The sequence below is a fragment of the Acinetobacter sp. ME22 genome (genome assembly GCF_022012315.1).
Taxonomy (GTDB): Bacteria; Pseudomonadota; Gammaproteobacteria; order Pseudomonadales; family Moraxellaceae; genus Acinetobacter; species Acinetobacter brisouii_A.
Map to the genome: position 1 here is coordinate 72,370 of NZ_JAKLTL010000008.1, position 22,312 is coordinate 94,681.

A 22,312-nucleotide genomic window follows, 5' to 3' on the forward strand; every position below is an offset into this window, starting at 1 on the left:
ATCAAGATGAAAGGAATCATCGTGACTATAGCGAAGGAATGAAGCCGTTTTTATGCCAAGGGGTATAAAGGCGATTTTTGGGTTTTGTTTTGGCGCATTGTGCAAATCGGTTGCAGCATAAGAACGTGCTGTTCTGCATCAGATGAAAAACTGATTTGACATTAAAACTGGAGATAGTTGTATGTCTGATTCACATACTCAGCCACATCTCATATTAAAGATATGGTGCTTGATATTGGGGTTAGCATTATTGCTAACTGGGTTATTCTTTATTGTATTCGGCGGTAAACTCATCAGTTTGGGTGGGTCGTGGTACTTTCTGCTTGCTGGATTACTTATAGCAGCATCGTCTATTTTTATTTTTAAACGAAAAGCATTGGGTGTGGCGCTTTATGCTTTGGCCTTTGTTGCAACTGTCATTTGGGCCATTTCAGATGCTGGATTTGACTTTTGGGCATTACACTCACGCCTAATGTTCCCTGCTGGATTATTTGCAGCGGTATTATTGACTTTGCCTGCGATTCGTAAAGCTCAAAATCAGCAAAATTATGCTGCAATACCAGCGTATGCACTGGGAGGCTTAACCGTTTTGGGAATGATTGGCGGTTTATATGGCATGTTCATTCCCCATCCAACAGTTGCAGCTTCAGGTCAGGCTTTGCCGTTAGTCCCTGTAAATGCAGAAACACAGCAAAAGAACTGGGATCACTATGGTAATGATGCTGGCGGTAGCCGTTTTGCAGCACTCGACCAGATTAACCGTGATAACGTCAAAGACCTGAAAGTGGCTTGGACGTATCAAACAGGGGATAAAACTACAGGAACAGGTGGTGGTGCGGAAGATCAGGAAACACCATTACAAGTTGGTGATAAAGTCTTCTTATGTACGCCACATAACAACGTGATTGCAGTCGATGCCGATTCGGGCAAACAGTTGTGGAAAGCCGAAGTAAACTCACATGCAGATGCATGGGAACGTTGCCGTGGTGTCGCTTATTTTGATTCAACCAAAGCCTTGCAACAACCGACTTTACAAGGCGCTAGCCCTGTAACAACAGTTGCAAACAATACCGCTTGCCCACGTCGTGTATATACCAATACACCAGATGGTCGTTTAGTTGCAATTAATGCAGACAATGGTCAACGCTGTGAAGACTTTGGTGATCATGGAACAGTGAACTTGCTTGAAGGTATGGGCGATGGTACTAAAGCTCCACGTTTTGAAGTAACTTCTGCACCAACATTGGCAGGTACAACATTAGTGATCGGTAGCCGTATTGCTGATAACGTTGCCGCAGATATGCCAGGGGGTGTAATCCGTGGTTATGATGTGATTACAGGAAAACTGCGCTGGGTATTTGATCCACGTAATCCAAACCCGAACTACATGTTAAAACCGGGTGAAACCTATAAACGTAGCTCAACCAACTCTTGGGCGCCGATGTCATATGACCCGAAAATGAATACAGTGTTCTTGCCAATGGGTAGTTCATCGGTGGACGTTTGGGGTGGAAACCGTACTGCACCTGACCATAAGTACAATACGTCTGTGTTGGCACTTGATGCAACGACAGGTAAAGAAAAATGGGTTTACCAAACTGTACATAATGACCTTTGGGACTTTGACTTACCAATGCAGCCAAGCTTGGTTGACTTCCCAATGAAAGATGGTACGACTAAACCTGCAGTAGTGATTGGAACTAAATCAGGCCAGTTCTTTGTGCTTGATCGCATGACTGGTAAACCGCTGACGAAAGTGATTGAGCAACCTGTCAAAGTTGCTGACATTCCAAACGAGCAATATTCAAAAACTCAACCACGTTCAGTTGAAATGCCACAGATTGGTAACCAGACCTTGAAAGAGTCTGACATGTGGGGTGCAACGCCATTTGACCAGTTGATGTGTCGTATTAGCTTCAAATCAATGCGTTATGATGGTTTGTTCACTGCACCAGGGACTGATGTTTCACTCAGCTTTCCAGGTTCTTTGGGGGGGATGAACTGGGGAAGTATCTCATTTGACCCAACACATCGTTATATGTTCGTCAATGATATGCGTTTAGGTTTATGGATTCAGCTCATTAAACAAACCCCTGAAGATATCAAAATTCAAGCGAATGGTAGTGAGAAAGTTAACACGGGTATGGGTGCTGTACCAATGAAAGGTACACCATATAAAGTGAACAAAAACCGCTTTATGTCAGCATTGGGTATTCCATGCCAAAAACCGCCATTTGGAACCATGACAGCAATTGACATGAAAACTCGTCAAATTGCATGGCAAGTGCCATTGGGTACGGTTGAAGATACAGGACCTCTAGGTTTCAAAATGGGCTTGAAAGCGCCGATTGGTATGCCAACCATTGGTGGTTCAATGGCAACTCAAGGTGGCTTGGTCTTCTTCGCTGCAACTCAAGACTACTACTTACGTGCCTTTGATTCTTCAACAGGTAAAGTATTGTGGAAAGCTCGCTTGCCAGTAGGTAGCCAAGGGACACCAATGACCTACATTTCACCAAAAACAGGAAAACAGTACATCGTGATTTCTGCGGGCGGTGCGCGTCAATCACCAGATCATGGTGACTATGTTGTAGCGTATGCTTTGCCTGATAAAAAATAAGTGAAGTGCTGTTGTTGAGCTCGATGTAGCTCGACAATAGCGATGAAACAGAAACGGGCTGATCTTGATGATTGGCCCGTTTTTTATGCAGATGAATAACCATGAAGCGATATGAACAGATTTTTAAGCAAACCTAAAATATAGGATGAGTGTGTTGAGATAAAAACACAGGTGAAACAGCGTGTTGAATGTGAAATGGAATTCTTGAAATTGAATATTTTGGGCATGCAACAGGTCATACCCAAAAAATCAACCTTAAAAATTATGCTTTTAGTACAGGTGGAAAACCATCTTCAGTGAGGGCTTCGGTGAGTTGTTCAACAGTGGCACTGCTTTGTACATTAACCAGTTTAGTTGCAACATCAATATCTACTTGAGCATTTGGGTCAAGGTCTTTAATGGTTGCAGTGACGCTACGTGCACAACCGCCACAGGTCATATTGGCAATTTCAAATTTCATAATTGCTGCTCATTGTGAGAAGAAAATCTTATTGTAAAGCTTCCCGTCATGGTAAGGTCAAGCCCATTTAAATGAGAATATGTTTTATTTGAAGCTTGACCTTACCATCATGTCAAGGTTTAAGCTGAACGGTGTAGACTATTCTAAAACAGCATCACGGTATGGAGGCGACATGAGTCAGTCACAACATCCTTATCATCAAACGCTTGAGATTGAGGGCATGACTTGTGCCTCGTGTGTCGGGCGAGTGGAAAAGGCTTTAAAAAAAGTCGAAGGTGTGGCAGAAGTTGCGGTGAATCTCGCGACTGAGAAAGCGGTGATTCAAAGCGATGTTGCCGTACCTCGTGAAGCTTTAGTCCATGCAGTAGAGCGTGCAGGGTATGACGTACGGACTCAACCTGAGCAACAGTTCGAGCTAAATATCCAAGGCATGACCTGTGCTTCCTGTGTCGGGCGGGTAGAAAAAGCCTTAAAAAAAGTGGAGGGGGTGAGTGATGCGACAGTCAATCTGGCAACAGAAAAAGCCATTGTCCATGCTCATTTAGCCGATGCAAGTGCATTATTGGCAGCCGTGCATAAAGCAGGTTATGACGCACAACTCCAACCACAACAAGCATTACAACCGACCAATGAATTGAGCGAACGCCGTGAACAGGAAGCCAGTCAGCTTAAACGCGACTTGATCATCGCGGCTGGTTTAAGTATTCCCGTGTTTATTCTTGAGATGGGTGGGCATTTAATTCCTGCCTTTCATCATTGGGTGATGCAGAACATCGGCATGCAAAATAGCTGGTTGTTCCAGTTTGTACTGACCACTTTGGTGCTGATTTTCCCAGGTCGTCGTTTTTATCAAAAAGGCATTCCCGCTTTACTACGTTTCGCGCCAGACATGAACTCGCTGGTTGCAGTGGGAACACTAGCGGCTTATGGGTTTTCCTGTGTCGCGACCTTTGCACCAACATGGCTGCCCGAAAACAATGTGAATGTCTATTTTGAATCGGCTGCAGTGATTGTCACCTTGATTTTGCTTGGGCGTTATCTGGAAGCCAAAGCCAAAGGGCGGACGTCACAAGCGATTCAGCATTTACTCGGCTTACAGCCTAAAACAGCACGAATTATTGAAAATGGGCAAGTGCGCGAGGTCGAAATTGCTCAGGTGCAACTTGGTATGCAACTCTTGATTCAACCTGGGGAGAAAATCCCTGTCGATGCCTCTGTCATTGAAGGGCAAAGCTTTGTTGATGAATCGATGATTACGGGCGAGCCAATTCCTGTGGCTAAAACTGTTGGGATGACGGTTGTGGCGGGCACGATCAATCAGCAAGGTTCACTCACCATTCAAGCCACTGCGGTGGGTGCGAATACGGTACTGTCGCAAATTATTCGTATGGTCGAACAGGCTCAGGGTTCTAAACTGCCAATTCAGGGTTTGGTCGATCGGGTCACCATGTGGTTTGTGCCTGTGGTGATGGGCTTGGCGCTGATCACATTTGCGGTGTGGTTATTCTTTGGCCCTGAACCTGCACTGACTTTGAGTCTGGTGAATGCGGTTGCGGTGCTGATTATTGCCTGTCCGTGTGCGATGGGGCTGGCAACGCCAACCTCGATTATGGTCAGCACAGGTCGTGGTGCGGAACTGGGGATTTTATTTAAACAGGGTGAAGCTTTGCAGCAATTGCAGGAAACCCAAATTGTCGCGGTGGATAAAACAGGTACTGTGACCGAAGGCAAACCAACCCTGACCGATTTTGTGGTGCTTGACCCAAGCCAAACCGCGCAGATTTTACAGGCTGTCGCTTCAGTCGAAGCCAAATCTGAACATCCGATTGCGGTGGCAATTGTGCAACATGCACAGCAGCAGGGTTTAGCCATGCTGCCTGTGGAACAGTTTCAGGCGTTGACAGGCTATGGTGTTGAAGCAAGCGTTAATCAGCAGCAAATTCACTTGGGTGCAGCGCGTTTAATGCAACAATTAGGCTTAGATGTCGCGGCATTTTCTGAGCAAGTGCAGCAGTTGGCAGAACAGGGTAAAACTCCAATTTATGCCGCAATTGATCGCAAGCTGGTTGCCATGCTGGTGGTGTCTGACCCAATTAAATCGACCAGTTATACTGCTATTCAAAGTCTGCATCAACTGGGCTTAAAAGTGGCGATGATTACGGGCGATCATCACATCACCGCTCAGGCGATTGCTAAACAGTTAGGTATTGATGAAGTGATTGCCGAAGTTTTGCCAGAAGGCAAGGTCAACGCTGTTCAGGCTTTACAGCAAAAATATGGCAAATTGGCGTTTGTCGGTGATGGTATTAATGATGCGCCTGCCTTGGCAGCAGCCGATGTGGGAATTGCCGTAGGCACAGGCACAGATGTTGCGATTGAATCTGCTGATGTGGTGTTGATGTCGGGTAATTTGCAGGGCGTGAGTAATGCCATTGCGCTCAGTCAGGCCACCATTCGCAATATTCGCCAAAACCTGTTCTGGGCATTTGTCTATAACGCTGCGCTGATTCCTGTGGCAGCAGGGGCATTGTATCCCGCTTACGGCATTCTTTTATCCCCGATGTTTGCAGCCTTTGCTATGGGCATGTCATCCGTGTTTGTACTGGGGAATGCCTTGCGTTTAAAACGATTTCGGGGAGTTTTTGCATGAACATCGGACAAGTCGCCAAGCAAACTGGGCTGTCGAGCAAGATGATTCGCTACTATGAAGAAGTCGGCTTGCTGCCCAATATTCAACGTAGCAGTGCAGGCTATCGGGTCTATGATGCGCAAGATCTTCAAGCCCTGCGTTTTATTCGCCATGCACGGACACTGGATTTTTCAGTGGAACAAATCAAGGAATTGCTGAGTCTGTGGCGCAATCAGTCACGGCACAGTGCCGAAGTCAAACAGTTGGCCTTGGCGCATATTGAACAGTTGCAGCAACGCATTAAAGCACTACAAAACATGGTGGAAATTTTGCAGCAGACGGCTGATTGCTGTGCGGGCAATGAAGCGGCGGATTGCCCGATTCTAGAGCAGATTGAACATGGCGAAACGGATTGAATAATTGATTAAAAAATCAGCGCCAAAATGGTGCAATCTGTGTTTATAATGCTGAGGCAACCATCAGGATAGAGAGTTTATGTTTCAGCATGTTGAGCCTTATGCAGGCGACCCGATTTTAACCTTAATGGAAAAATTCCAAAAAGATGAACGCAGCAATAAAGTCAATTTAAGTATTGGTTTGTATTACACCGAAGAAGGGATTGTGCCGCAGTTGAATGCCGTGAAACAGGCAGCGCTGCGCACCGCTCACGATGTTGATAAAGCCAAACTTTATTTGCCAATGTCGGGCTTGAAATCTTACTGCGATATTACCCAAGCATTGCTTTTGGGCGCAGAGAGTCAAGCACGTGCGGAACAACGTGCCGTGACCATTCAGACTTTGGGTGGTTCAGGTGCATTGAAAGTCGGTGCAGACTTCCTACATAAATATTTCCCTGCATCTAAAGTATGGGTCAGCCGTCCAACATGGGAAAACCATATTGCGATTTTCCAAGGTTCAGGTTTTGAAGTTGCAGAATATCCATACTTCGATGCCAACACCAATGGCGTGGCGTTTGACGAAATGCTGGCTTGCTTGAAGCAAATTCCAGAGCAAGACGTTGTCTTGTTGCACCCTTGCTGTCACAACCCGACAGGTGCGGACTTGACGCCTGAGCAATGGGATCAAGTGATTGCCGTTCTACTTGAACGCAATCTGATTCCATTCTTGGATATTGCATATCAAGGCTTTGCAGAAGATCTTGATAAAGATGCGTATGCGATTCGTGCGTTAGACCGCGCAGGTGCAAAATTCCTACTCAGCAATTCATTCTCAAAAATCTTCTCGTTGTATGGTGAGCGTATTGGCGGTTTGACTGCGATTTGCGAATCGAGCGAATCTGCTGAGCATGTTTTGGGTCAGTTCAAAGCAACTGTTCGTAAAATCTACTCAAGCTCGCCAACCACAGGTGCGGTTCTTGTGGATACGGTTCTGCGTGATGATGCCTTACGTTTAGACTGGCAAGAAGAATTACAAGAGATGTGTGACCGTATTGCCAAAATGCGTACCATCTTGCGTGATGAGTTAACCCAACGTGTGCCAGATCGCGACTTTAGCTACTTGGTGAAACAACGTGGCATGTTCAGCTATACAGGCTTAACAGGTGAGCAGGCGGATATTTTACGTGAAGAATTTGCAATTTATTTGCTTCGCAGTGGTCGTATCTGTGTGGCAGGTTTGAATCAGAAAAATGTGTACTACGTTGCTGAATCCATTGCAAAAGTGTTGACACGTTAATCGGTGTAAAAACCAAAATGACCGCTTTAAGCGGTCATTTTTTTCGGGGTACGCCATGTCCAGAACAGCCCCCAAATAAACGCGAGTACACCCACCGCAAAACTTTGTTGTAATGAACCGCCGTGTTCAATCCAGAATTTGGCCATCCACGGCCCAAACAATTGCGCCCCTGCATAAATGGTAATCATGGCCGCAGAAAGCTTTGGCCCTTGATGTGGCTGAAAAAAACGCGCTAGACGTTGGGTACACATCACTGAACCGAGAAAACCTGCACCGACAAAAATCGCACAAGCCAACACGCCCCAAATGTTCGGCATCACCAAGACCAATAACGCACCGAGTCCTTGTATCCAGTATGAACCGAGGAGTGCCTGACGATCTCCCCAACGCGCGCCCAAACTGTTCCAAATCGGAATAAACAGCGAGCAGGACAGCGAGGTGATCAGCCAAACATTTTTCACCAAAAATGCATGATCACCACCGACCTGATGCGCCAAAGCTGGCAAAAAGGTCATCGGTAAAATATAGCCCAAACCCGCACCAATATAGGAAATAAACAGGGGCGTACTGTTGGCATCAAACAGTTTTTGCTGAATTTGACTCGTTTTGACTTGAGGGTGAATCTGAATTTTAGAGATCTGATACAGACTAAAGATCAACAGCGGAATACAGGCGATGGCAATCGGTAGCCAGCGCCATTGTCCCATAAAAAATGGAGCTGTCCAGTCCACCAGAATACCGCTGACGATTAATCCTAAACCCACACCGAAGTACACCAGACCACTTAAACGAGTCAGTTGATGTTCACTCAGCCATTCCAAAATTAACGCAGGCGCGAGTACAAACACCAAGCCATTGCTGATGCCATTGGCAAGACGAAGCAATAACAACAGCGTATAAGCAGCCGTGAAACATTGCAGCAGGGTCAAAGCTGCATTGATGATCAACCCCAAGCAGACATAACGTTTCAGCCGATCAGGTCGGTTTAAATACACTGCCAACAATGCCCCAATCAAATAACCCAGATAATTACTGGTGGCGAGGTCAGCCCCTTGGGTAATCGTGATGAGATGATCCTGAATGAAATAGGGCAGAAGTGGCGTAAATGCAAAGCGTCCAATCGCATGAACCAGCATCAAACTGCTTATGCCTGCTGCAATATAACCATACGCCTGATAGCGCAGTGCCTGATCGGTGGATGTCATTGCTTCTCCCTGAGCATTTACGTTATTTTTCCCATTTTTTTTATAGCATACGGTAAATAATGATTGAAAAGAACCAGTATAAAAAAACAACAGGATGAACATTACACAAAGACATACAGCTCGAAATCTATTTATAAGTGCAATATGCTATTGTCTAAAAAATCATCCAAAAACGACACGGAGAATAACATGAGCAAGCAGCTACTCATGCTGGTTGGCGACTACGCAGAAGACTACGAAACCATGGTGCCATTTCAGTTTTTGACTGGACTCGGCTATGTGGTGCATGCGGTCTGTCCAAATAAAAAAGCAGGCGATCATATCGCTACTGCGATCCATGACTTTGAGGGCGAGCAGACCTATAGCGAAAAGCGTGGGCATAATTTTGCGATTAACTACGACTTCGATGCAGTCAATCCTGAGGATTATGTTGGCTTGGTAATTCCAGGGGGACGTGCGCCTGAATACTTACGCATGAACGCACGTGTTGTGGACATTGTACAGGCTTTTGATGCGGTCAAAAAACCGATTGCTGCGGTGTGTCATGGTGCGCAGTTACTGGCGGCTGCCAATGTGCTGCAAGGTAAAACCTGTTCGGCATATCCCGCCTGCGCGGCTGAAGTCAAACTGGCGGGTGGAACTTATGTTGATATTGCGGTGACTGATGCAGTGACCGATGGTCATTTGGTGACTGCACCTGCATGGCCTGCACATCCTGCATGGTTGGCGCAGTTTGTGAAATTACTCGGTGCTGAAATTAAAATTTAACCGATCTCTTTCATTTCAAGAAAAAGGCTGCCGCGGCAGCCTTTATTTTATTGCAATAGATTGTCATTCCATTCACGTAGGGGTGCGCTACGCACAGGAGCGCCATCGGCACGGTAATAATCTGCGGTTGAAGCAGGCAGTTTTTTACCTTGAATTGCATCGGCAATTTTCTCACCGATCATGATGGTGGTGGCGTTCAGATTGCCTGTGATAATCAGCGGCATGATTGACGCATCGACCACACGTAAGCCTTCAACACCATGCACCCGACCTTGTCCATCGACCACCGCCATGTCATCTTCACCCATCTTACAGCTACACGATGGATGGTAGGCGGTTTCCGCATGATTGCGTACAAACTCATCCAGCTCGGCATCGGTTTGCGCCAGTTTACTTGGGCTAATTTCACGGCCACGATAGGCATCTAGCACAGGTTGGTGCATGATTTCACGGGTAATGCGAATCGCATCGCGGAACTCTTGCCAGTCTTGCTCAGTCGACATGTAGTTAAACAAAATGCTTGGATGATCGTGTGGATTCAGCGATTTAAGGCGAATCCGACCACGTGAAGGTGAGCGCATTGAGCCGACATGGGCTTGGAAACCATGTTCATTGACCGCGTTCGAACCATTATAGTTAATCGCAACAGGCAAGAAGTGATATTGAATATTTGGCCATGCAAATTCTTCACGGCTACGAATAAACCCACCCGCTTCAAACTGGTTGCTTGACCCAATGCCTGAACCTAAAAATAACCATTCAGCGCCAATTTTCGGTTGGTTGTACCACTTTAATGCAGGGTAAATGGAGACAGGTTTTTTGCATTCGTATTGGAGGTACATTTCCAAGTGATCTTGCAGATTTTCACCAACACCGGGCAAGTCCTGAACCACTGAAATGCCAAATTCCTTGAGTAAAGTTTGTGAGCCGATGCCTGAGCGCTGCAAAATTTGCGGTGAGGCAATTGCGCCTGCTGAAAGCAAAACTTCAGCACGGGCATGCACGACAGTTGGTGTTGTGCTTGAACCTTCTAGATATTGCACACCAATGGCACGTTTGCCTGAAAATAAAATTTTATCGGTGACAGCATGCGTGACAATGGTCAGATTGGGGCGCTGTTTAGCAATATCTAAGTAACCACGCGCGGTACTGGCGCGGCGACCTTGTGGGGTCACGGTTCGATCCATCGGGCCAAAACCTTCTTGCTGATAACCATTTAAGTCATCCGTTTGTGGATAGCCTGCCTGTACGCCTGCTGCAACCATGGCGTGGAACAGTTCATTATTGCCTTGTTTCGGAGTGGCAACACTCACAGGGCCTGAGTCACCATGATAGTCATTTGCCCCAATATCACGAGTTTCAGCTTTACGGTAATACGGCAGGCAGTCGGCATAACGCCAATCTTCCAGACCTTTAAAAGTTGCCCAGTTATCTAAATCCATAGCATTACCACGGATATAACACATCCCGTTAATCAGCGATGAGCCTCCAAGCCCTTTACCACGACCACATTCCATACGACGGTTGTTCATATAGGGTTCTGGGTCAGTCAAATACGCCCAGTTGTAGGTACGACCCTGTAAGGGATAAGCCAGAGCCGCGGGCATTTGGGTACGGAAATCTAAACGGTGGTCTTTGCCACCTGCTTCAAGCAATAACACTTGAATGTTTGGGTCTTCAGTTAAACGAGTCGCTAGCACATTGCCTGCTGAACCTGCGCCAATAATAATATAGTCATATTCATGTTGAGCCATGGTCTATCCTTATTGTTGAGCGAAAATGGAGAATGAAAAGAAAGCGGGCACCGCGCAAAAAATAGCGATGCCGAAAGAGAAAAATTAGAAAATAGACACGTATTCGCCCATTTCCACCTGAATGGATTTGGTGCGTGTGTAATGAGACAGTGTGGCAAGTCCGTTTTCACGTCCGATGCCAGATTGTTTATAGCCACCGACAGGCATTTCCGCAGGCGATTCGCCCCATGTATTGATCCAGCAAATGCCTGCTTCAAGTTGATGAATCACGCGATGCGCTGTCGCCAGATTTTCACTGACCACACCCGCAGCCAGACCATACTGAGTTTGGTTAGCACGTTGAATCACTTCGTCTTCGCTGTCATAGCTTAAAATGCTCATGACAGGGCCAAAGATTTCATCTTGCACAATCGCCATGTCATCATGGCAATTGGTAAAAATAGTCGGTTCGACAAATGCGCCCTGTGCCAATGCACCTTCGGTTGCACGTTTACCACCACATAATAAAGTTGCACCCTCAGCTAAACCTTTGCCCAAGTAAGACAAAACTTTGTCTAAATGCTGGAAGCTGACCAATGGGCCAAAGTTGGTTTGTGGATTAAGTGGATCACCGATACGAATCCGCTGAACGCGTTCGAGTAGCAAGTTTTCAAAAGCATTTTGTAATTTTTTTGGAATAAACACGCGTGTGCCGTTGGTGCACACCTGACCTGTACTAAAGAAATTCGCCATCATGGCAATATCGGCAGCACGTTCAAGGTGGGCATCTTCACAAATAATCAGTGCAGATTTACCGCCGAGTTCCATGGTCACTTCTTTGAGTGAAGAACTGGCTGCACTTGCCATGACCTTCTTGCCTGTTGGCACACTACCTGTAAAGGAAATTTTGGCAATCTCAGGATGTTCAGCCAGCATGCGACCAACATCGGCAGCGCCTTGAATCACGTTAAATACGCCGTCAGGTAAACCTGCTTCGCTATAGATTTCTGCAAGTTTAAGTGCGCTCAGCGGTGTCACTTCACTTGGTTTAAAAATCATGGCATTGCCCGCAGCAAGGGCAGGGGCAGATTTCCAGAGCGCAATCTGAATCGGATAATTCCACGCGCCAATTCCTGCCACGACACCGAGAGGTTCTTTACGGGTATAGAAAAAACTGCTGTCACGTAAGGGTTGTTGTTCGCCTTGAATTGCCGTGGCTAAACCTGCGTAATATTCTAAAACGTCTGCACCCGTGACAATATCGACGGTGGAGGTTTCAGCATAAGCCTTGCCTGTATCTTGGCTTTCGAGCAGTGCCAATTCATCGTTACGTTCGCGGAGTATATCAACCGCACGACGTAAAATCCGAGAGCGTTGCATGGCAGTCATGCTCGCCCAAACTTTTTGCCCTTGCTGGGCACTGTGTACCGCTCGATCTACATCTTGTGCTGAGGCAACTTGAACTTTTGCCAGCAATTGTCCATTGGCAGGGTTAATGCTGTCGATGCTTTGCCCACTGCTGGCATCGACCTGCTGTCCGTGAAGATATAAACCCTGAACGGGGACATTACTCATTCTGTTCCTCCTGCAACCTGCTGTGCAGATTGATTTGCATCTCTAAATAGTCGTAGGCAATGCTGCGTGCCAGTTCACGGTCAAACTCCTCCTGCTGGCTGCTTAAACAGCCACGGAGCCATAAGCCATCAATCAGTGCTGCCATACCGCGTGCTGCAACATCGGCTTGTTCTTTGCTGAGTAATTGCAAGAAATGATGATGCAGATTGGAATACAAACGCTGATCATTGACGCGTTGTAATCGGTGCAATTCGGGCATGTGCATACTGGCTGACCAGAACTCTAACCACACTCGCATGGCTTGCGAGGTGGTCTGACTGGCATCGAAATTTGAATCAATAATGGCGCGGATCTGTGCTTGTGGTTCAGCTTGTGCTTCGGCTTTGTAGTCTTCGGTTTTACGCAATAAGATATTGAGCAGTTCGCGCATGCAGGCATCAATCAAGCCTTGTTTGTCACCAAAATAGTGACTGACGATGCCCGTAGATAAGTCGGCTTGCTTGGCAATTTTAGCCATGGTGGTATTGGTTAAGCCTTCTTGAGCAATCACAGCAAAAGCCGCAGTCATGATCTGTTCACGACGAATATGCTCGGGTTGGACACGAGGACGATTCATACAAAGACACCACGCAGAAAAAAATTAGCGCCATTATTCATTCAAACACTGCCTGAAACAATGTTTACAACGATAATACGTTCCATTGATTGAACAATCAATCAATGGAACGTATAGTCATTGTTAAGAAATTGTGCGAGATCCGTAGTCAATACTGAAATTTCTGCAAAAATTGTATTTAATTTCATGTATTTGTTATTGATTTTTAATTTTATTAAATCACATGTACGGGCTGAAATTTACTGCTCCAAATGTTTTTCCTGAAAAGATGATCCGATTTTTGAGTCCTCTTTATCATAAAAAACACAAGCTCATGTGCATATTCTGAGCGACTTAAGTCGTTTCCGTTAGCCAAAAAAGAGGAAGGTATGACTCAAAACAACCCCTCCACCATGACACGGACTGCACCTGCAAGTAGTCGTTTAAACCGAACTGTCTTTTTCATTTCAGCAGGATTGGTTCTGTTATTTTCCTTATTTACATTATTTTTTAATACCGAAGCTGCTCGGCTTTTAGATTTAGTCCTTGACTGGGTGAGTGCCACATTTGGCTGGTACTACTTTGCTGCCGCAACGGCCTATATGGTCTTTGTGCTATTTCTGGCCTGTTCACGTTATGGCGATGTGAAATTGGGGCCAAAGCATGCCAAGCCTGAATTCAGTTTAATGAGTTGGTCTGCCATGCTGTTCGCCGCAGGCATCGGGATTGACCTGATGTTCTTCTCGGTGGCTGAACCGATTATTCAATATATGCAGCCGCCTGTTGGACAAGGGCAAACCTTGGAAGCTGCGCGTACGGCGATTGTCTGGACGGTCTTTCACTACGGCTTAACAGGCTGGTGTATGTATGCACTGATCGGGATTGCACTCGGTTACTTTTCGTATCGTTATAACCTGCCGCTTACCATTCGCTCTGCACTCTATCCAATCTTTGGTCAGAAGATTAAAGGCTGGATGGGACACTGGGTCGATATTGCAGCTGTTTTAGGGACTATTTTCGGGATTGCAACCACGTGTGGAATCGGCGTGGTGCAGCTCAATTATGGTTTGCATGTCACCTTTGGTGTACCTGAAGGCTTAAGCGTGCAGTTGGGTTTGGTGATTTTTGCGGTGATTATCACCATTATTTCAGCGACCACTGGGGTCGAGAAAGGAGTGAAATTCCTTTCTGAATTGAATGTTTACTTTGCGATTGGTTTGGTTCTCTTCATTTTGTTTATGGGGGACAGCAAATTTTTGCTGAATGCCTTGATCCTGAATTTGGGCGATTATGTCAGCCGTTTCCCTTCAATGACACTTGACACCTTTGCCTATCAGCAAGACCCGCATGCTGAACAATGGATGAAAGACTGGACGCTGTTTTTCTGGGCATGGTGGGTGGCTTGGTCGCCATTTGTTGGGCTGTTTTTAGCACGTATTTCCAAGGGGCGTACCATTCGCCAGTTTGTGACAGGAACCTTAATTATTCCATTTGTATTTACTTTGGTGTGGTTGTCGATTATGGGCAATAGTGCCTTGTATCAGGTGATTCATGGCAATCTGGCTTTTGCTCAGGAAATTGTGGCAAAACCTGAACTGGGTTTTTATAAATTACTGTCGTTTTATCCGTGGTTCAATGTCACAGCCATGTTGGCGCTGATTACAGGTTTACTGTTTTATGTGACTTCGGCGGATTCAGGTTCGATTGTACTCGGTAATTTCACCTATAAATTTACCGATGTGAATAGTGATGCACCGAACTGGATTCGGGTGTTTTGGTCGATCGCAATTGCTTTATTGACCATTGCCATGCTGATGACCGATGGGGTGAGTTCTCTACAAAAAGCCACAGTCATTATGGGCTTGCCGTTTAGCTTCGTGATTTTCTTTGTGATGGCAGGATTATTTAAATCCTTACGACTGGAGGATTTTCGCCATCAAAGTTCAACCATGAATGCCGCGCCTGTAGTCGGGAATGTCGACATTTTGAACTGGCGACAGCGGTTATCACGGGTGATGCATCACCCTGGGCGTAAAACCACATTAAATATGCTGGATCAGGTGTGTAAACCTGCACTGGAAGCTGTGGTTGAAGAGCTGCGCCGTAAAGGAGCGCAGGTCACTCTGACTGAGAAATTAATAGAAGATGATGAACCGCTTTATCATATTGATCTTATGATTGATCTGGTCAATGAGCAGAGTTTTATCTATCAAATTTGGCCACAGCGTTACCATGCACCCGAATTTAGTATGCGTAGCAGTAAGTTCGTTAAAAATTATTATTACCGACTAGAAACGTTTTTGTTTGAAGGTAGTCAGGACAATGACCTGATGGGCTACAACAAAGAACAGGTGATTAATGATGTACTGGACAAATACGAACGTCATTTAACTTTCTTGCACATTAACCGAGAAACAGCAGGTAAAACCCTGACTTTCCCAGATCCACACGAACATCATGACGAGTAGATTCTGACTATGCTAAGCCCATACATACATTCATTTGCACTGTTCTTTTCTTTACTGAATCCCTTTCTGATGAGTATTTATATGATTGGGATGATCCGAAATATCGAAGCACGAATCTTTAATCGGGCATTGATACAGGGGAGCGGAATCGCCTATTTGGTGTTTATGTTTTTTGCATGGGGTGGCGAGCGGATTTTTAATCAATATTTAAATGTCCGCTTTGAATCGTTCCAGATTTTTGGAGGCATTATTTTCTTGGTGATTGGCTACCGTTATGTGTTTCAGGGAGCCGATACGATTGGTGCAATCCGAGGTGCGCCTGAGCACTTGGCGGGAACGGTGGCTATGCCCTTTATGGTTGGGCCGGGAACGATTAGTGCGGCAGTCGTCACAGGCATGGATATCGGGTTAACAGGTGCGGCACTGGTGATGTTAGTGACGTTGGCTTTGACTTGTATAATTTTGATTTTAATGAAATTTATGCATGATAACCTGCGTTATAAGCATGCCAAATATGTCGATTACTATTTTGATATTGTCGGGCGTTTATCGGCTTTGTTGATCGGAACAATTGCAGTAGATATGATTGTAACAGGGATAACGCATTTAATTCAGCAAGCCTAACCATCATCAACTTTCATCTTCAGCTGATGATGGTGATAACCATTTTATGGTTGTTTTTTTAATTCGGTGATGAGTTGTGCCTCATAGTCATCAAGCACCTGATTAATATTGGCAATCCATTTCGTTCCATTAGCAATTTGGGCAGAATTTGTCACTTTACTATAAATATGAATAGGTTGGGATGATGTTTTATTGTTTAGCAAGTCACTATCAATTTCAGAATGAATTTTGATTGAGCTAAAGCCGGGTTGAAACCATGACCAAAATTTATTGATTTTGACTGTTAAAACTAAATTGGCAGTGGCTTTATTGGCTTCGGTATTTGGTAAAACCTGATAACCTGCTTGATTTAAAGCTCGTTCAACACGTTGTTGTACCAACTGACTTACACTGCCTTCTTGCAATAGAATATCACCTAAAGCTTGTCCATAACCATTACGTTTACGGGCAACTGCACGTGCTTTTTCGTCTTGTGTTGCTTGTGCCAAACCACCTTTTAAAGAGGGAATATCGGGTGTTTTCGGTGCTTCTTCAAAAACACGATCATCTTCAACCAGTGTAATGATAGCAGTATGTTGACTACTTTGTTGTGAATTGCTAGTTGCAACAGGTGGCTTTGCAGGAAGCTGAATCAGTCCACGTGAGGTTGCACACCCTGTCAGGCTCATTGATGCAAGTAATGCAATGCTAAGATATATTTTTTTCATGGGTTTTCTATGGATTAATTTTAAATATAAAAACATATATTATACAATTTTAAATGATTTTGCTACATAAATAAAAAAAGCCGTATCTTGTGATACGGCTTTTTGTGATTTGATATTTACAATACGCTAGGTAATAAAATGGCGCTAATCAATGCCAAGAATAAAGCCCATTTGCTTAAATAATACATTTTTCGATTTTTGGCTTTCAGCTCGCGACCTTTGGCATGAATCGCATAAAAATACTTAAAAATACGGTTAATAAAACCTGTTTGGTCTTGTGCATCGTTTGGTGAAGCCGATGCAGACATGACATTACGACCGAACCAGTGATTAAAGTTTTGTGCCCACTGCCACTTCATAGGGCGTTCAATGTCACAAAACAAAATAATACGCGTTTGATCTGCTTTATTTTGTGCCCAGTGTACATAGGTTTCATCAAAAATCGTCGCTTGACCATCGCGCCAGCTATAACGTTGCTGATCGACTTCAATAAAACAATCATCGCTATTCGGTGTGCTTAAACCCAAGTGATAACGCACTGAACCCGCATACGGATCACGGTGCTTACCCAAGTAGCTGCCCGATGGAAGCTCGGCAAACATAGCGGCTTTAACTGAGGGAATTTTCTCTAAAATCGCGACCGTTTTAGGGCATAGTTGTTGTGCTGAGGGATGACTGTCTTGATACCATTTTAGATAAAAGCGTTTCCAGCCACGTTTGAAGAAGGTGTTAAACCCTGCATCATTGTTGCTTTGTGCAGCTTTAATCTGGTTTTGTAGTGCAACAGCTTCATCGCGAATGATTTGCCAGTTGTCTTGTAGTGGTTTCAGTTCAGGAAAGTCTTCAACAGCATAAAAAGGCTGAGCGGGCAGACGTGAAAAGCCTGTCATAAACATATTAATTGGGCCTAAAAAAGTCGAATGATCGAACAGTTGGCGTGACAGTTTAAGGCGCTCTTTTCCTCGAAAATAGGTATAGAGCAGACTAATCAGAAAGATCGTTACAAGAATAATTGCGTACATTGTGAATCACCACCATCATCACAATCCATACGGATTGTGCGTGCATCCATTTCTGTCAAAATCAGTTTATTGGCGGATTTTAAACCGATTTTTTCAAAATCATCAGGTATAATTTGTAAAAATATAATCCGTTTTTCATGAAAAAACAGGCGGTGAGATCACATCACACTGTTCTAAAAATGGCACGGCATTTGCAGTTCTTCAATGCAGTCATGCGCATGGAGTATATTGACAATGCAACAGGTCGAACGTAAAAAGAAAGGCTGGTTTTGGTTTTTGATGGTGATGTTACTTCAGTTGATCTGTATTGGATTAAATGGATTATGGGCTGCTCGCTTTGGCTAAATAATCTGTTTTAGCTTTACATTTTTGTGAGTTCTTTCCACTTAAATGACCTGCAAGACTTTCTTTTTAGTCATTATCTTAAAATCTACATACTCAAACTGTGAAAAAGAGCGCAAAAGCGCTATTTTTTGTTGTAGGTTACAAAAAATAAAAACATCATTCCGAAGCGTTACTTACACTATTTTCGCATCAGACTCGCTTAAGTTGAAGCTGTATACTGGCTCAGGCAGAATTTCAAAATTAGACGGAATATTCCCCAAGCATGTTTAAATCGTTTTTTCCCGCACCTCGTGCATTTTTTCTCTCAGTTGTTGCATGGCTGTCCTTCAATTTGATCTTGTGGTATGCAGGTGGACAGGCATGGGGTACGCTCATAGGTTTACCTCAGGGCTATGCAAATGCTGAGTTACCGATTGGTGTCAGTCGTTTTTGGTCGCCTGCATTTTTGTGGTTTTATGTTTGGTTTTTGATTGCCACAGCTATTTTTGCAGGGATATGGCGCTTTTTCTCAGATAACAAATGGCAACGCTGGTCAGTTTGGGGCTCTGCGCTGATCCTGTTTAATATCTGGTTTGGTGTGCAAGTTAGTGTAGCAGTCAATGCGTGGTATGGTCCATTTTGGGATCTCATCCAGAAAATGCTAGCAGGTGGCGGGGGCAATATTAAAGACCTGTATATGGGAACCTTGACCTTTTTATATATTGCGATGGTTGCCGTGACACTGGCAGTGCTGAACTCATTTTTGGTGAGCCACTATATTTTCCGTTGGCGAACTGCAATGAATGAATATTACAGTGAGCACTGGCCGAAGCTTCGCAGTATTGAAGGGGCATCGCAGCGTGTGCAAGAAGACACCATGCGCTTTGCCACCACGATGGAGGACTTAGGCGTCAGTTTTGTCAAAGCGATTATGATTTTAATTGCCTTTTTACCAATTTTATTCCAATTGTCTGCACATGTACCTGCATTGCCCTTGATTGGTGAAGTCAAACATTCCTTGGTTTATGCTGCCGTGGCATGGGCAGCCTTTGGAACCCTGTTACTTATGGTTGTCGGGATTAAACTTCCAGGTTTGGAATTTAATAACCAAAAAGTTGAAGCGGCTTATCGTAAAGAACTGGTGTATGGCGAAGATTTTGTTGAGCGTGCCGAGCCAGCGACTTTAAGAGAGTTATTTGGGAATGTGCGTAAAAACTATTTCCGTCTGTATTTCCACTATACCTACTTCAATTTGGTGAGTACGTGGTACATGCAGCTCGATGTTTTATATAGCCTTGTGGTACTTTTCCCCTCGATTGCTGCGGGGAAAATGACGCTGGGTCTGCTGAATCAGATTGGGAATGTGTTTGATAAAGTACGAGAGTCTTTCCAGTACTTGATCAATTCATGGAAAACCATTATTGAACTGCTTTCGATTTATAAGCGTTTAAAAGCCTTTGAATCGATTTTGTATAAATAAGTCAAAAGCCTTGTGATAAAAAAGCCAGTCATGCAAAGTTTTGACTGGCTTTTTTATGGCGATGACCAAGTAGTTTAAGAAATACGTGTGCAATCATGCGTACAGCACTCATCAATAGATTGGGTAAAAATTCGATACATAATTCGCATATATCGATCCAATTATCTTTCCAAAAAGAAGATTCATTTTCATTGTTTTGAGGTTCTGATATTGGATCTTGCATTAAGCACCTGATGCTGCATTTCAGGCAAAATTGCATTTTTATGATGTACATCACTATGGCATAAAATTATAAGAAACACACGCCCAAGACTGCACCCAGTAACATTACCCAAAGCGGATGGACTTTTTTAAACATACCTAATGCTGCTGTGGCAATCACAATTCCACCGAGCAATAAATTTTGTGCAGATGCCGATGCAATCAACCATCCACTGACCAAAACCAAACCCACAGTAATCGGTTTCAAGGCTTTTTCAAAACGGGCACGTAATGGATGATCTTTGACCTGTCGCCAAAATTTCATGGCATACACCGTAATGACCGAAGAAGGGGCAAATTTCGCAATCGAGCTGACAATCAAGCCTGCTGTCCCTGCAACATGCCAGCCGATTAAGGGCACAATCATCATGTTCGGGCCAGGTGCAGCCTGAGCCATCGCAAACAGTGAACTGAATTCTTGCGCAGTCAGCCAGTGGTGAACATGAACCACCTGATGCTGCATTTCAGGCAAAATCGCATTGCCACCGCCAAAAGCCAATAAAGACAGTTCGGTAAACAATAAGGCGAGCGACCATAACACCCAAATCATGCGCGTTTTGCTCCCATATTTAACAGCCACATATTCAGTGCCAACAACAGCATCAAAGTGAACAGCAGCGGTATTTTAATGATGATCATCAACAGAAACGTCAGCACAATACTACTTGCGGTGAGATAGCTTTTAGCAATCGGTTTCAGCATTTTAAAGCCTGTAGATAACAGTAAACCCGCGGCAGCCGCAGCCAAACCCTGAATGGCATGTTGAACGGCAGGCAGATTTTGAAACTGGCTATAAATTTGATAGATCAACAGCACAATAATAGTAGGCGCGCAGATCAATCCTAGAATTGCTGAAAATGCACCTTTCACTCCCTGAAATTCCATGCCAATGGCAACGGACATGTTGATGATATTGCCCCCTGGCAAGATTTGGCAGATGCCGAGCAAGTCGGTAAATTGTGTGGTACTGAGCCATTTATTTTCTTCAACAATCATGCGGTGTGCCAACGGCAAAACGCCGCCGAAGCCCATTAAGCCCAGTTTTAAAAAGCCTAAAAATAATGCTCGACAAGTCGGTGTATGCAGCACCCGTGTATCCACAATTTGATCCTAAAGCCATTGATTCTGTGTAATAGCATGCGGCGCTTGTGCTATATTTACCAATGCTATTTTTTGCATAAAACATACCTAAAAAGTATAGATATGATTGATATTCACAAACTCAACGCCTTTGTGGCGGTGGTTGAAGAAAGTAATATTTCCAAAGCAGCCAACCGTTTGTACATGCAACAACCACCGTTGACACGGCTGATTAAAAGTTTGGAGCAGGAACTCGGTACAGCACTATTCAAGCGCTTGCCACGTGGAGTCGAAGTGACCGAAGCAGGGCGAGTGTTATATCAGGAAGCGCTGAGCATCTTGGCACATGCGCAAGCGATTCCCCAGCGTGTACAAAATATCGCGCAGGGTTTGGAAGGACAATTGCATATTGGTTTTACCAACTCGGTGGGTTTGCATCCCTTTTTACCCAATCTGTTACGCCAGTTTCGTGAACAGTTCCCTGCGGTGGCAATTCAGCTTGAAGAGGAAAGCAGTCGAGATCTGATCGATGCCGTACTCAATGAAAAACTGGATATTGCTTTTTTGCGCCGTCCAGCATCGCTACATGCGGAACTTGCGAGTATTCATGTGCTTGATGAACCGCTGATTGTGGCGTTACCCAATAATCATGCTTTAGCCGATAAAAGTGGAGCGATCCATTTACTCGATTTGGAACCGTATGAATTTGTGTTGTATCGGCGGATGGCAGGGCAGGACTTGTTTGACAATATTTTGGCACATTGTTATCAGGCGGGGTTTAGTCCCAATATTGTCCAAGAAGCGCCACGCTTAACCTCCAGTTTAAACCTGATTGCAGCGGGAATTGGCGTGTCGATTGTCCCTGCATCGATTCAGGATTTTTGGAATAAACAAATCATTTATAAAACACTCAAAGCCGAACCACCTTGTTTAGCGCCGATTTATGCGGTGTATCGGGCAGATGCCAATATCAGGGTCAAGCACACACTTGCATTGTTGACGCTATCGACTGCTACGATACAGAGTCATAACAGTGAATCTTGATTTGCTGTGCTACAAAGAAGCC

General features: G+C 44.7%; 19 protein-coding genes. 10 read left to right on the plus strand and 9 right to left on the minus strand.

The genetic code is table 11. The annotated features are described in order from the left end of the window. Window positions 1-181: 181 nt before the first annotated feature. Window positions 182-2,620, plus strand: coding sequence for a glucose/quinate/shikimate family membrane-bound PQQ-dependent dehydrogenase (locus LVY74_RS12120; RefSeq protein ID WP_237815279.1), 2,439 nt, complete (start codon window positions 182-184; stop codon window positions 2,618-2,620). A gap of 262 nt (window positions 2,621-2,882) precedes the next feature. Here LVY74_RS12120 and LVY74_RS12125 read toward each other — a convergent pair whose 3' ends face one another. Beyond that, window positions 2,883-3,080 carry a heavy-metal-associated domain-containing protein gene (locus tag LVY74_RS12125; RefSeq protein ID WP_237815280.1) on the minus strand — a complete coding sequence of 66 codons (198 nt, stop codon included), beginning with the start codon at window positions 3,078-3,080 and terminating at the stop codon, window positions 2,883-2,885. A gap of 172 nt (window positions 3,081-3,252) precedes the next feature. Here LVY74_RS12125 and LVY74_RS12130 point away from each other — a divergent pair, with 172 nt between their 5' ends. From LVY74_RS12130 to LVY74_RS12140, 3 genes are all read left to right on the plus strand, one after another. Then, window positions 3,253-5,730, plus strand: coding sequence for a heavy metal translocating P-type ATPase (locus LVY74_RS12130; protein ID WP_237815281.1), 2,478 nt, complete (start codon window positions 3,253-3,255; stop codon window positions 5,728-5,730). Beyond that, complete coding sequence (gene cueR / locus LVY74_RS12135; protein ID WP_237815282.1) at window positions 5,727-6,125, plus strand: Cu(I)-responsive transcriptional regulator; 399 nt, start codon at window positions 5,727-5,729, stop codon at window positions 6,123-6,125. Before LVY74_RS12130 ends, cueR begins: the two co-directional genes overlap by 4 nt. A gap of 79 nt (window positions 6,126-6,204) precedes the next feature. Next, window positions 6,205-7,404 (plus strand): amino acid aminotransferase, encoded by a 1,200-nt coding sequence (locus tag LVY74_RS12140; protein ID WP_237815283.1) that lies wholly within the window; start codon window positions 6,205-6,207, stop codon window positions 7,402-7,404. 26 nt (window positions 7,405-7,430) lie between these two features. On the opposite strand, the gene LVY74_RS12145 is transcribed toward LVY74_RS12140, so the two are convergent. After that, a complete protein-coding gene (locus tag LVY74_RS12145) occupies window positions 7,431-8,609 on the minus strand; it encodes a YbfB/YjiJ family MFS transporter (RefSeq protein WP_237815284.1) in 1,179 nt (392 codons plus the stop codon). Between the two features lie 189 nt (window positions 8,610-8,798). Between LVY74_RS12145 and LVY74_RS12150 the strand changes: the two genes are divergently transcribed. Beyond that, window positions 8,799-9,377 carry a DJ-1/PfpI family protein gene (locus tag LVY74_RS12150; protein WP_237815285.1) on the plus strand — a complete coding sequence of 193 codons (579 nt, stop codon included), beginning with the start codon at window positions 8,799-8,801 and terminating at the stop codon, window positions 9,375-9,377. A gap of 47 nt (window positions 9,378-9,424) precedes the next feature. Here LVY74_RS12150 and betA read toward each other — a convergent pair whose 3' ends face one another. The 3 genes from betA to betI form a co-directional block, all read right to left on the minus strand. Continuing rightward, window positions 9,425-11,131 carry a choline dehydrogenase gene (gene betA / locus LVY74_RS12155; protein ID WP_237815286.1) on the minus strand — a complete coding sequence of 569 codons (1,707 nt, stop codon included), beginning with the start codon at window positions 11,129-11,131 and terminating at the stop codon, window positions 9,425-9,427. Between the two features lie 84 nt (window positions 11,132-11,215). Further along, window positions 11,216-12,685: a betaine-aldehyde dehydrogenase gene (gene betB / locus LVY74_RS12160; RefSeq protein ID WP_237815287.1), complete on the minus strand. Its 1,470-nt coding sequence runs from the start codon at window positions 12,683-12,685 to the stop codon at window positions 11,216-11,218. After that, on the minus strand, window positions 12,678-13,301 hold the full coding sequence (betI, locus tag LVY74_RS12165; protein ID WP_237815288.1) for a transcriptional regulator BetI: 624 nt from the start codon (window positions 13,299-13,301) through the stop codon (window positions 12,678-12,680). Before betI ends, betB begins: the two co-directional genes overlap by 8 nt. A gap of 368 nt (window positions 13,302-13,669) precedes the next feature. On the opposite strand from betI, the gene betT reads away from it, so the two are divergent. Beyond that, the gene (gene betT / locus LVY74_RS12170) at window positions 13,670-15,748 is read left to right on the plus strand and encodes a choline BCCT transporter BetT (protein ID WP_151777787.1); all 2,079 of its coding nucleotides are present in this window, start codon (window positions 13,670-13,672) and stop codon (window positions 15,746-15,748) included. A 9-nt stretch (window positions 15,749-15,757) separates the two neighbouring features. After that, on the plus strand, window positions 15,758-16,372 hold the full coding sequence (locus LVY74_RS12175) for a MarC family protein (protein ID WP_151708931.1): 615 nt from the start codon (window positions 15,758-15,760) through the stop codon (window positions 16,370-16,372). A gap of 44 nt (window positions 16,373-16,416) precedes the next feature. On the opposite strand, the gene LVY74_RS12180 is transcribed toward LVY74_RS12175, so the two are convergent. Both LVY74_RS12180 and lpxO read right to left on the minus strand, forming a co-directional pair. After that, entirely contained in the window at window positions 16,417-17,079 is a 663-nt protein-coding gene (locus LVY74_RS12180; protein WP_237815289.1) for a YajG family lipoprotein, read from the minus strand. 116 nt (window positions 17,080-17,195) lie between these two features. Continuing rightward, on the minus strand, window positions 17,196-18,101 hold the full coding sequence (gene lpxO, locus LVY74_RS12185) for a lipid A hydroxylase LpxO (protein ID WP_237815290.1): 906 nt from the start codon (window positions 18,099-18,101) through the stop codon (window positions 17,196-17,198). A 234-nt stretch (window positions 18,102-18,335) separates the two neighbouring features. On the opposite strand from lpxO, the gene LVY74_RS17775 reads away from it, so the two are divergent. Beyond that, the gene (locus tag LVY74_RS17775; RefSeq protein WP_269091369.1) at window positions 18,336-18,446 is read left to right on the plus strand and encodes a KGW motif small protein; all 111 of its coding nucleotides are present in this window, start codon (window positions 18,336-18,338) and stop codon (window positions 18,444-18,446) included. 262 nt (window positions 18,447-18,708) lie between these two features. Then, window positions 18,709-19,905, plus strand: a complete 1,197-nt coding sequence (gene sbmA, locus LVY74_RS12190) for a peptide antibiotic transporter SbmA (RefSeq protein ID WP_237815291.1) — start codon at window positions 18,709-18,711, stop codon at window positions 19,903-19,905. A 289-nt stretch (window positions 19,906-20,194) separates the two neighbouring features. On the opposite strand, the gene LVY74_RS12195 is transcribed toward sbmA, so the two are convergent. Together LVY74_RS12195 and LVY74_RS12200 are read right to left on the minus strand one after the other, a co-directional pair. Continuing rightward, the gene (locus tag LVY74_RS12195; RefSeq protein WP_237815292.1) at window positions 20,195-20,716 is read right to left on the minus strand and encodes a chromate transporter; all 522 of its coding nucleotides are present in this window, start codon (window positions 20,714-20,716) and stop codon (window positions 20,195-20,197) included. Continuing rightward, complete coding sequence (locus tag LVY74_RS12200) at window positions 20,713-21,267, minus strand: chromate transporter (RefSeq protein WP_237815293.1); 555 nt, start codon at window positions 21,265-21,267, stop codon at window positions 20,713-20,715. The genes LVY74_RS12195 and LVY74_RS12200 overlap by 4 nt, the downstream gene beginning before the upstream one ends. Window positions 21,268-21,369: 102 nt before the next feature. On the opposite strand from LVY74_RS12200, the gene LVY74_RS12205 reads away from it, so the two are divergent. After that, window positions 21,370-22,290, plus strand: coding sequence for a LysR family transcriptional regulator (locus LVY74_RS12205; RefSeq protein WP_237815294.1), 921 nt, complete (start codon window positions 21,370-21,372; stop codon window positions 22,288-22,290). Window positions 22,291-22,312: the final 22 nt, after the last annotated feature.

Bases quoted from the DNA above. Each gene is read 5' to 3' on its own strand.
- LVY74_RS12120 (WP_237815279.1), top strand. From the start codon at position 182: ATGTCTGATTCACATACTCAGCCACATCTCATATTAAAGATATGGTGC.
- LVY74_RS12125 (WP_237815280.1), bottom strand. From the start codon at position 3,080: ATGAAATTTGAAATTGCCAATATGACCTGTGGCGGTTGTGCACGTAGC.
- LVY74_RS12130 (WP_237815281.1), top strand. From the start codon at position 3,253: ATGAGTCAGTCACAACATCCTTATCATCAAACGCTTGAGATTGAGGGC.
- cueR (WP_237815282.1), top strand. From the start codon at position 5,727: ATGAACATCGGACAAGTCGCCAAGCAAACTGGGCTGTCGAGCAAGATG.
- LVY74_RS12140 (WP_237815283.1), top strand. From the start codon at position 6,205: ATGTTTCAGCATGTTGAGCCTTATGCAGGCGACCCGATTTTAACCTTA.
- LVY74_RS12145 (WP_237815284.1), bottom strand. From the start codon at position 8,609: ATGACATCCACCGATCAGGCACTGCGCTATCAGGCGTATGGTTATATT.
- LVY74_RS12150 (WP_237815285.1), top strand. From the start codon at position 8,799: ATGAGCAAGCAGCTACTCATGCTGGTTGGCGACTACGCAGAAGACTAC.
- betA (WP_237815286.1), bottom strand. From the start codon at position 11,131: ATGGCTCAACATGAATATGACTATATTATTATTGGCGCAGGTTCAGCA.
- betB (WP_237815287.1), bottom strand. From the start codon at position 12,685: ATGAGTAATGTCCCCGTTCAGGGTTTATATCTTCACGGACAGCAGGTC.
- betI (WP_237815288.1), bottom strand. From the start codon at position 13,301: ATGAATCGTCCTCGTGTCCAACCCGAGCATATTCGTCGTGAACAGATC.
- betT (WP_151777787.1), top strand. From the start codon at position 13,670: ATGACTCAAAACAACCCCTCCACCATGACACGGACTGCACCTGCAAGT.
- LVY74_RS12175 (WP_151708931.1), top strand. From the start codon at position 15,758: ATGCTAAGCCCATACATACATTCATTTGCACTGTTCTTTTCTTTACTG.
- LVY74_RS12180 (WP_237815289.1), bottom strand. From the start codon at position 17,079: ATGAAAAAAATATATCTTAGCATTGCATTACTTGCATCAATGAGCCTG.
- lpxO (WP_237815290.1), bottom strand. From the start codon at position 18,101: ATGTACGCAATTATTCTTGTAACGATCTTTCTGATTAGTCTGCTCTAT.
- LVY74_RS17775 (WP_269091369.1), top strand. From the start codon at position 18,336: ATGCAACAGGTCGAACGTAAAAAGAAAGGCTGGTTTTGGTTTTTGATG.
- sbmA (WP_237815291.1), top strand. From the start codon at position 18,709: ATGTTTAAATCGTTTTTTCCCGCACCTCGTGCATTTTTTCTCTCAGTT.
- LVY74_RS12195 (WP_237815292.1), bottom strand. From the start codon at position 20,716: ATGATTTGGGTGTTATGGTCGCTCGCCTTATTGTTTACCGAACTGTCT.
- LVY74_RS12205 (WP_237815294.1), top strand. From the start codon at position 21,370: ATGATTGATATTCACAAACTCAACGCCTTTGTGGCGGTGGTTGAAGAA.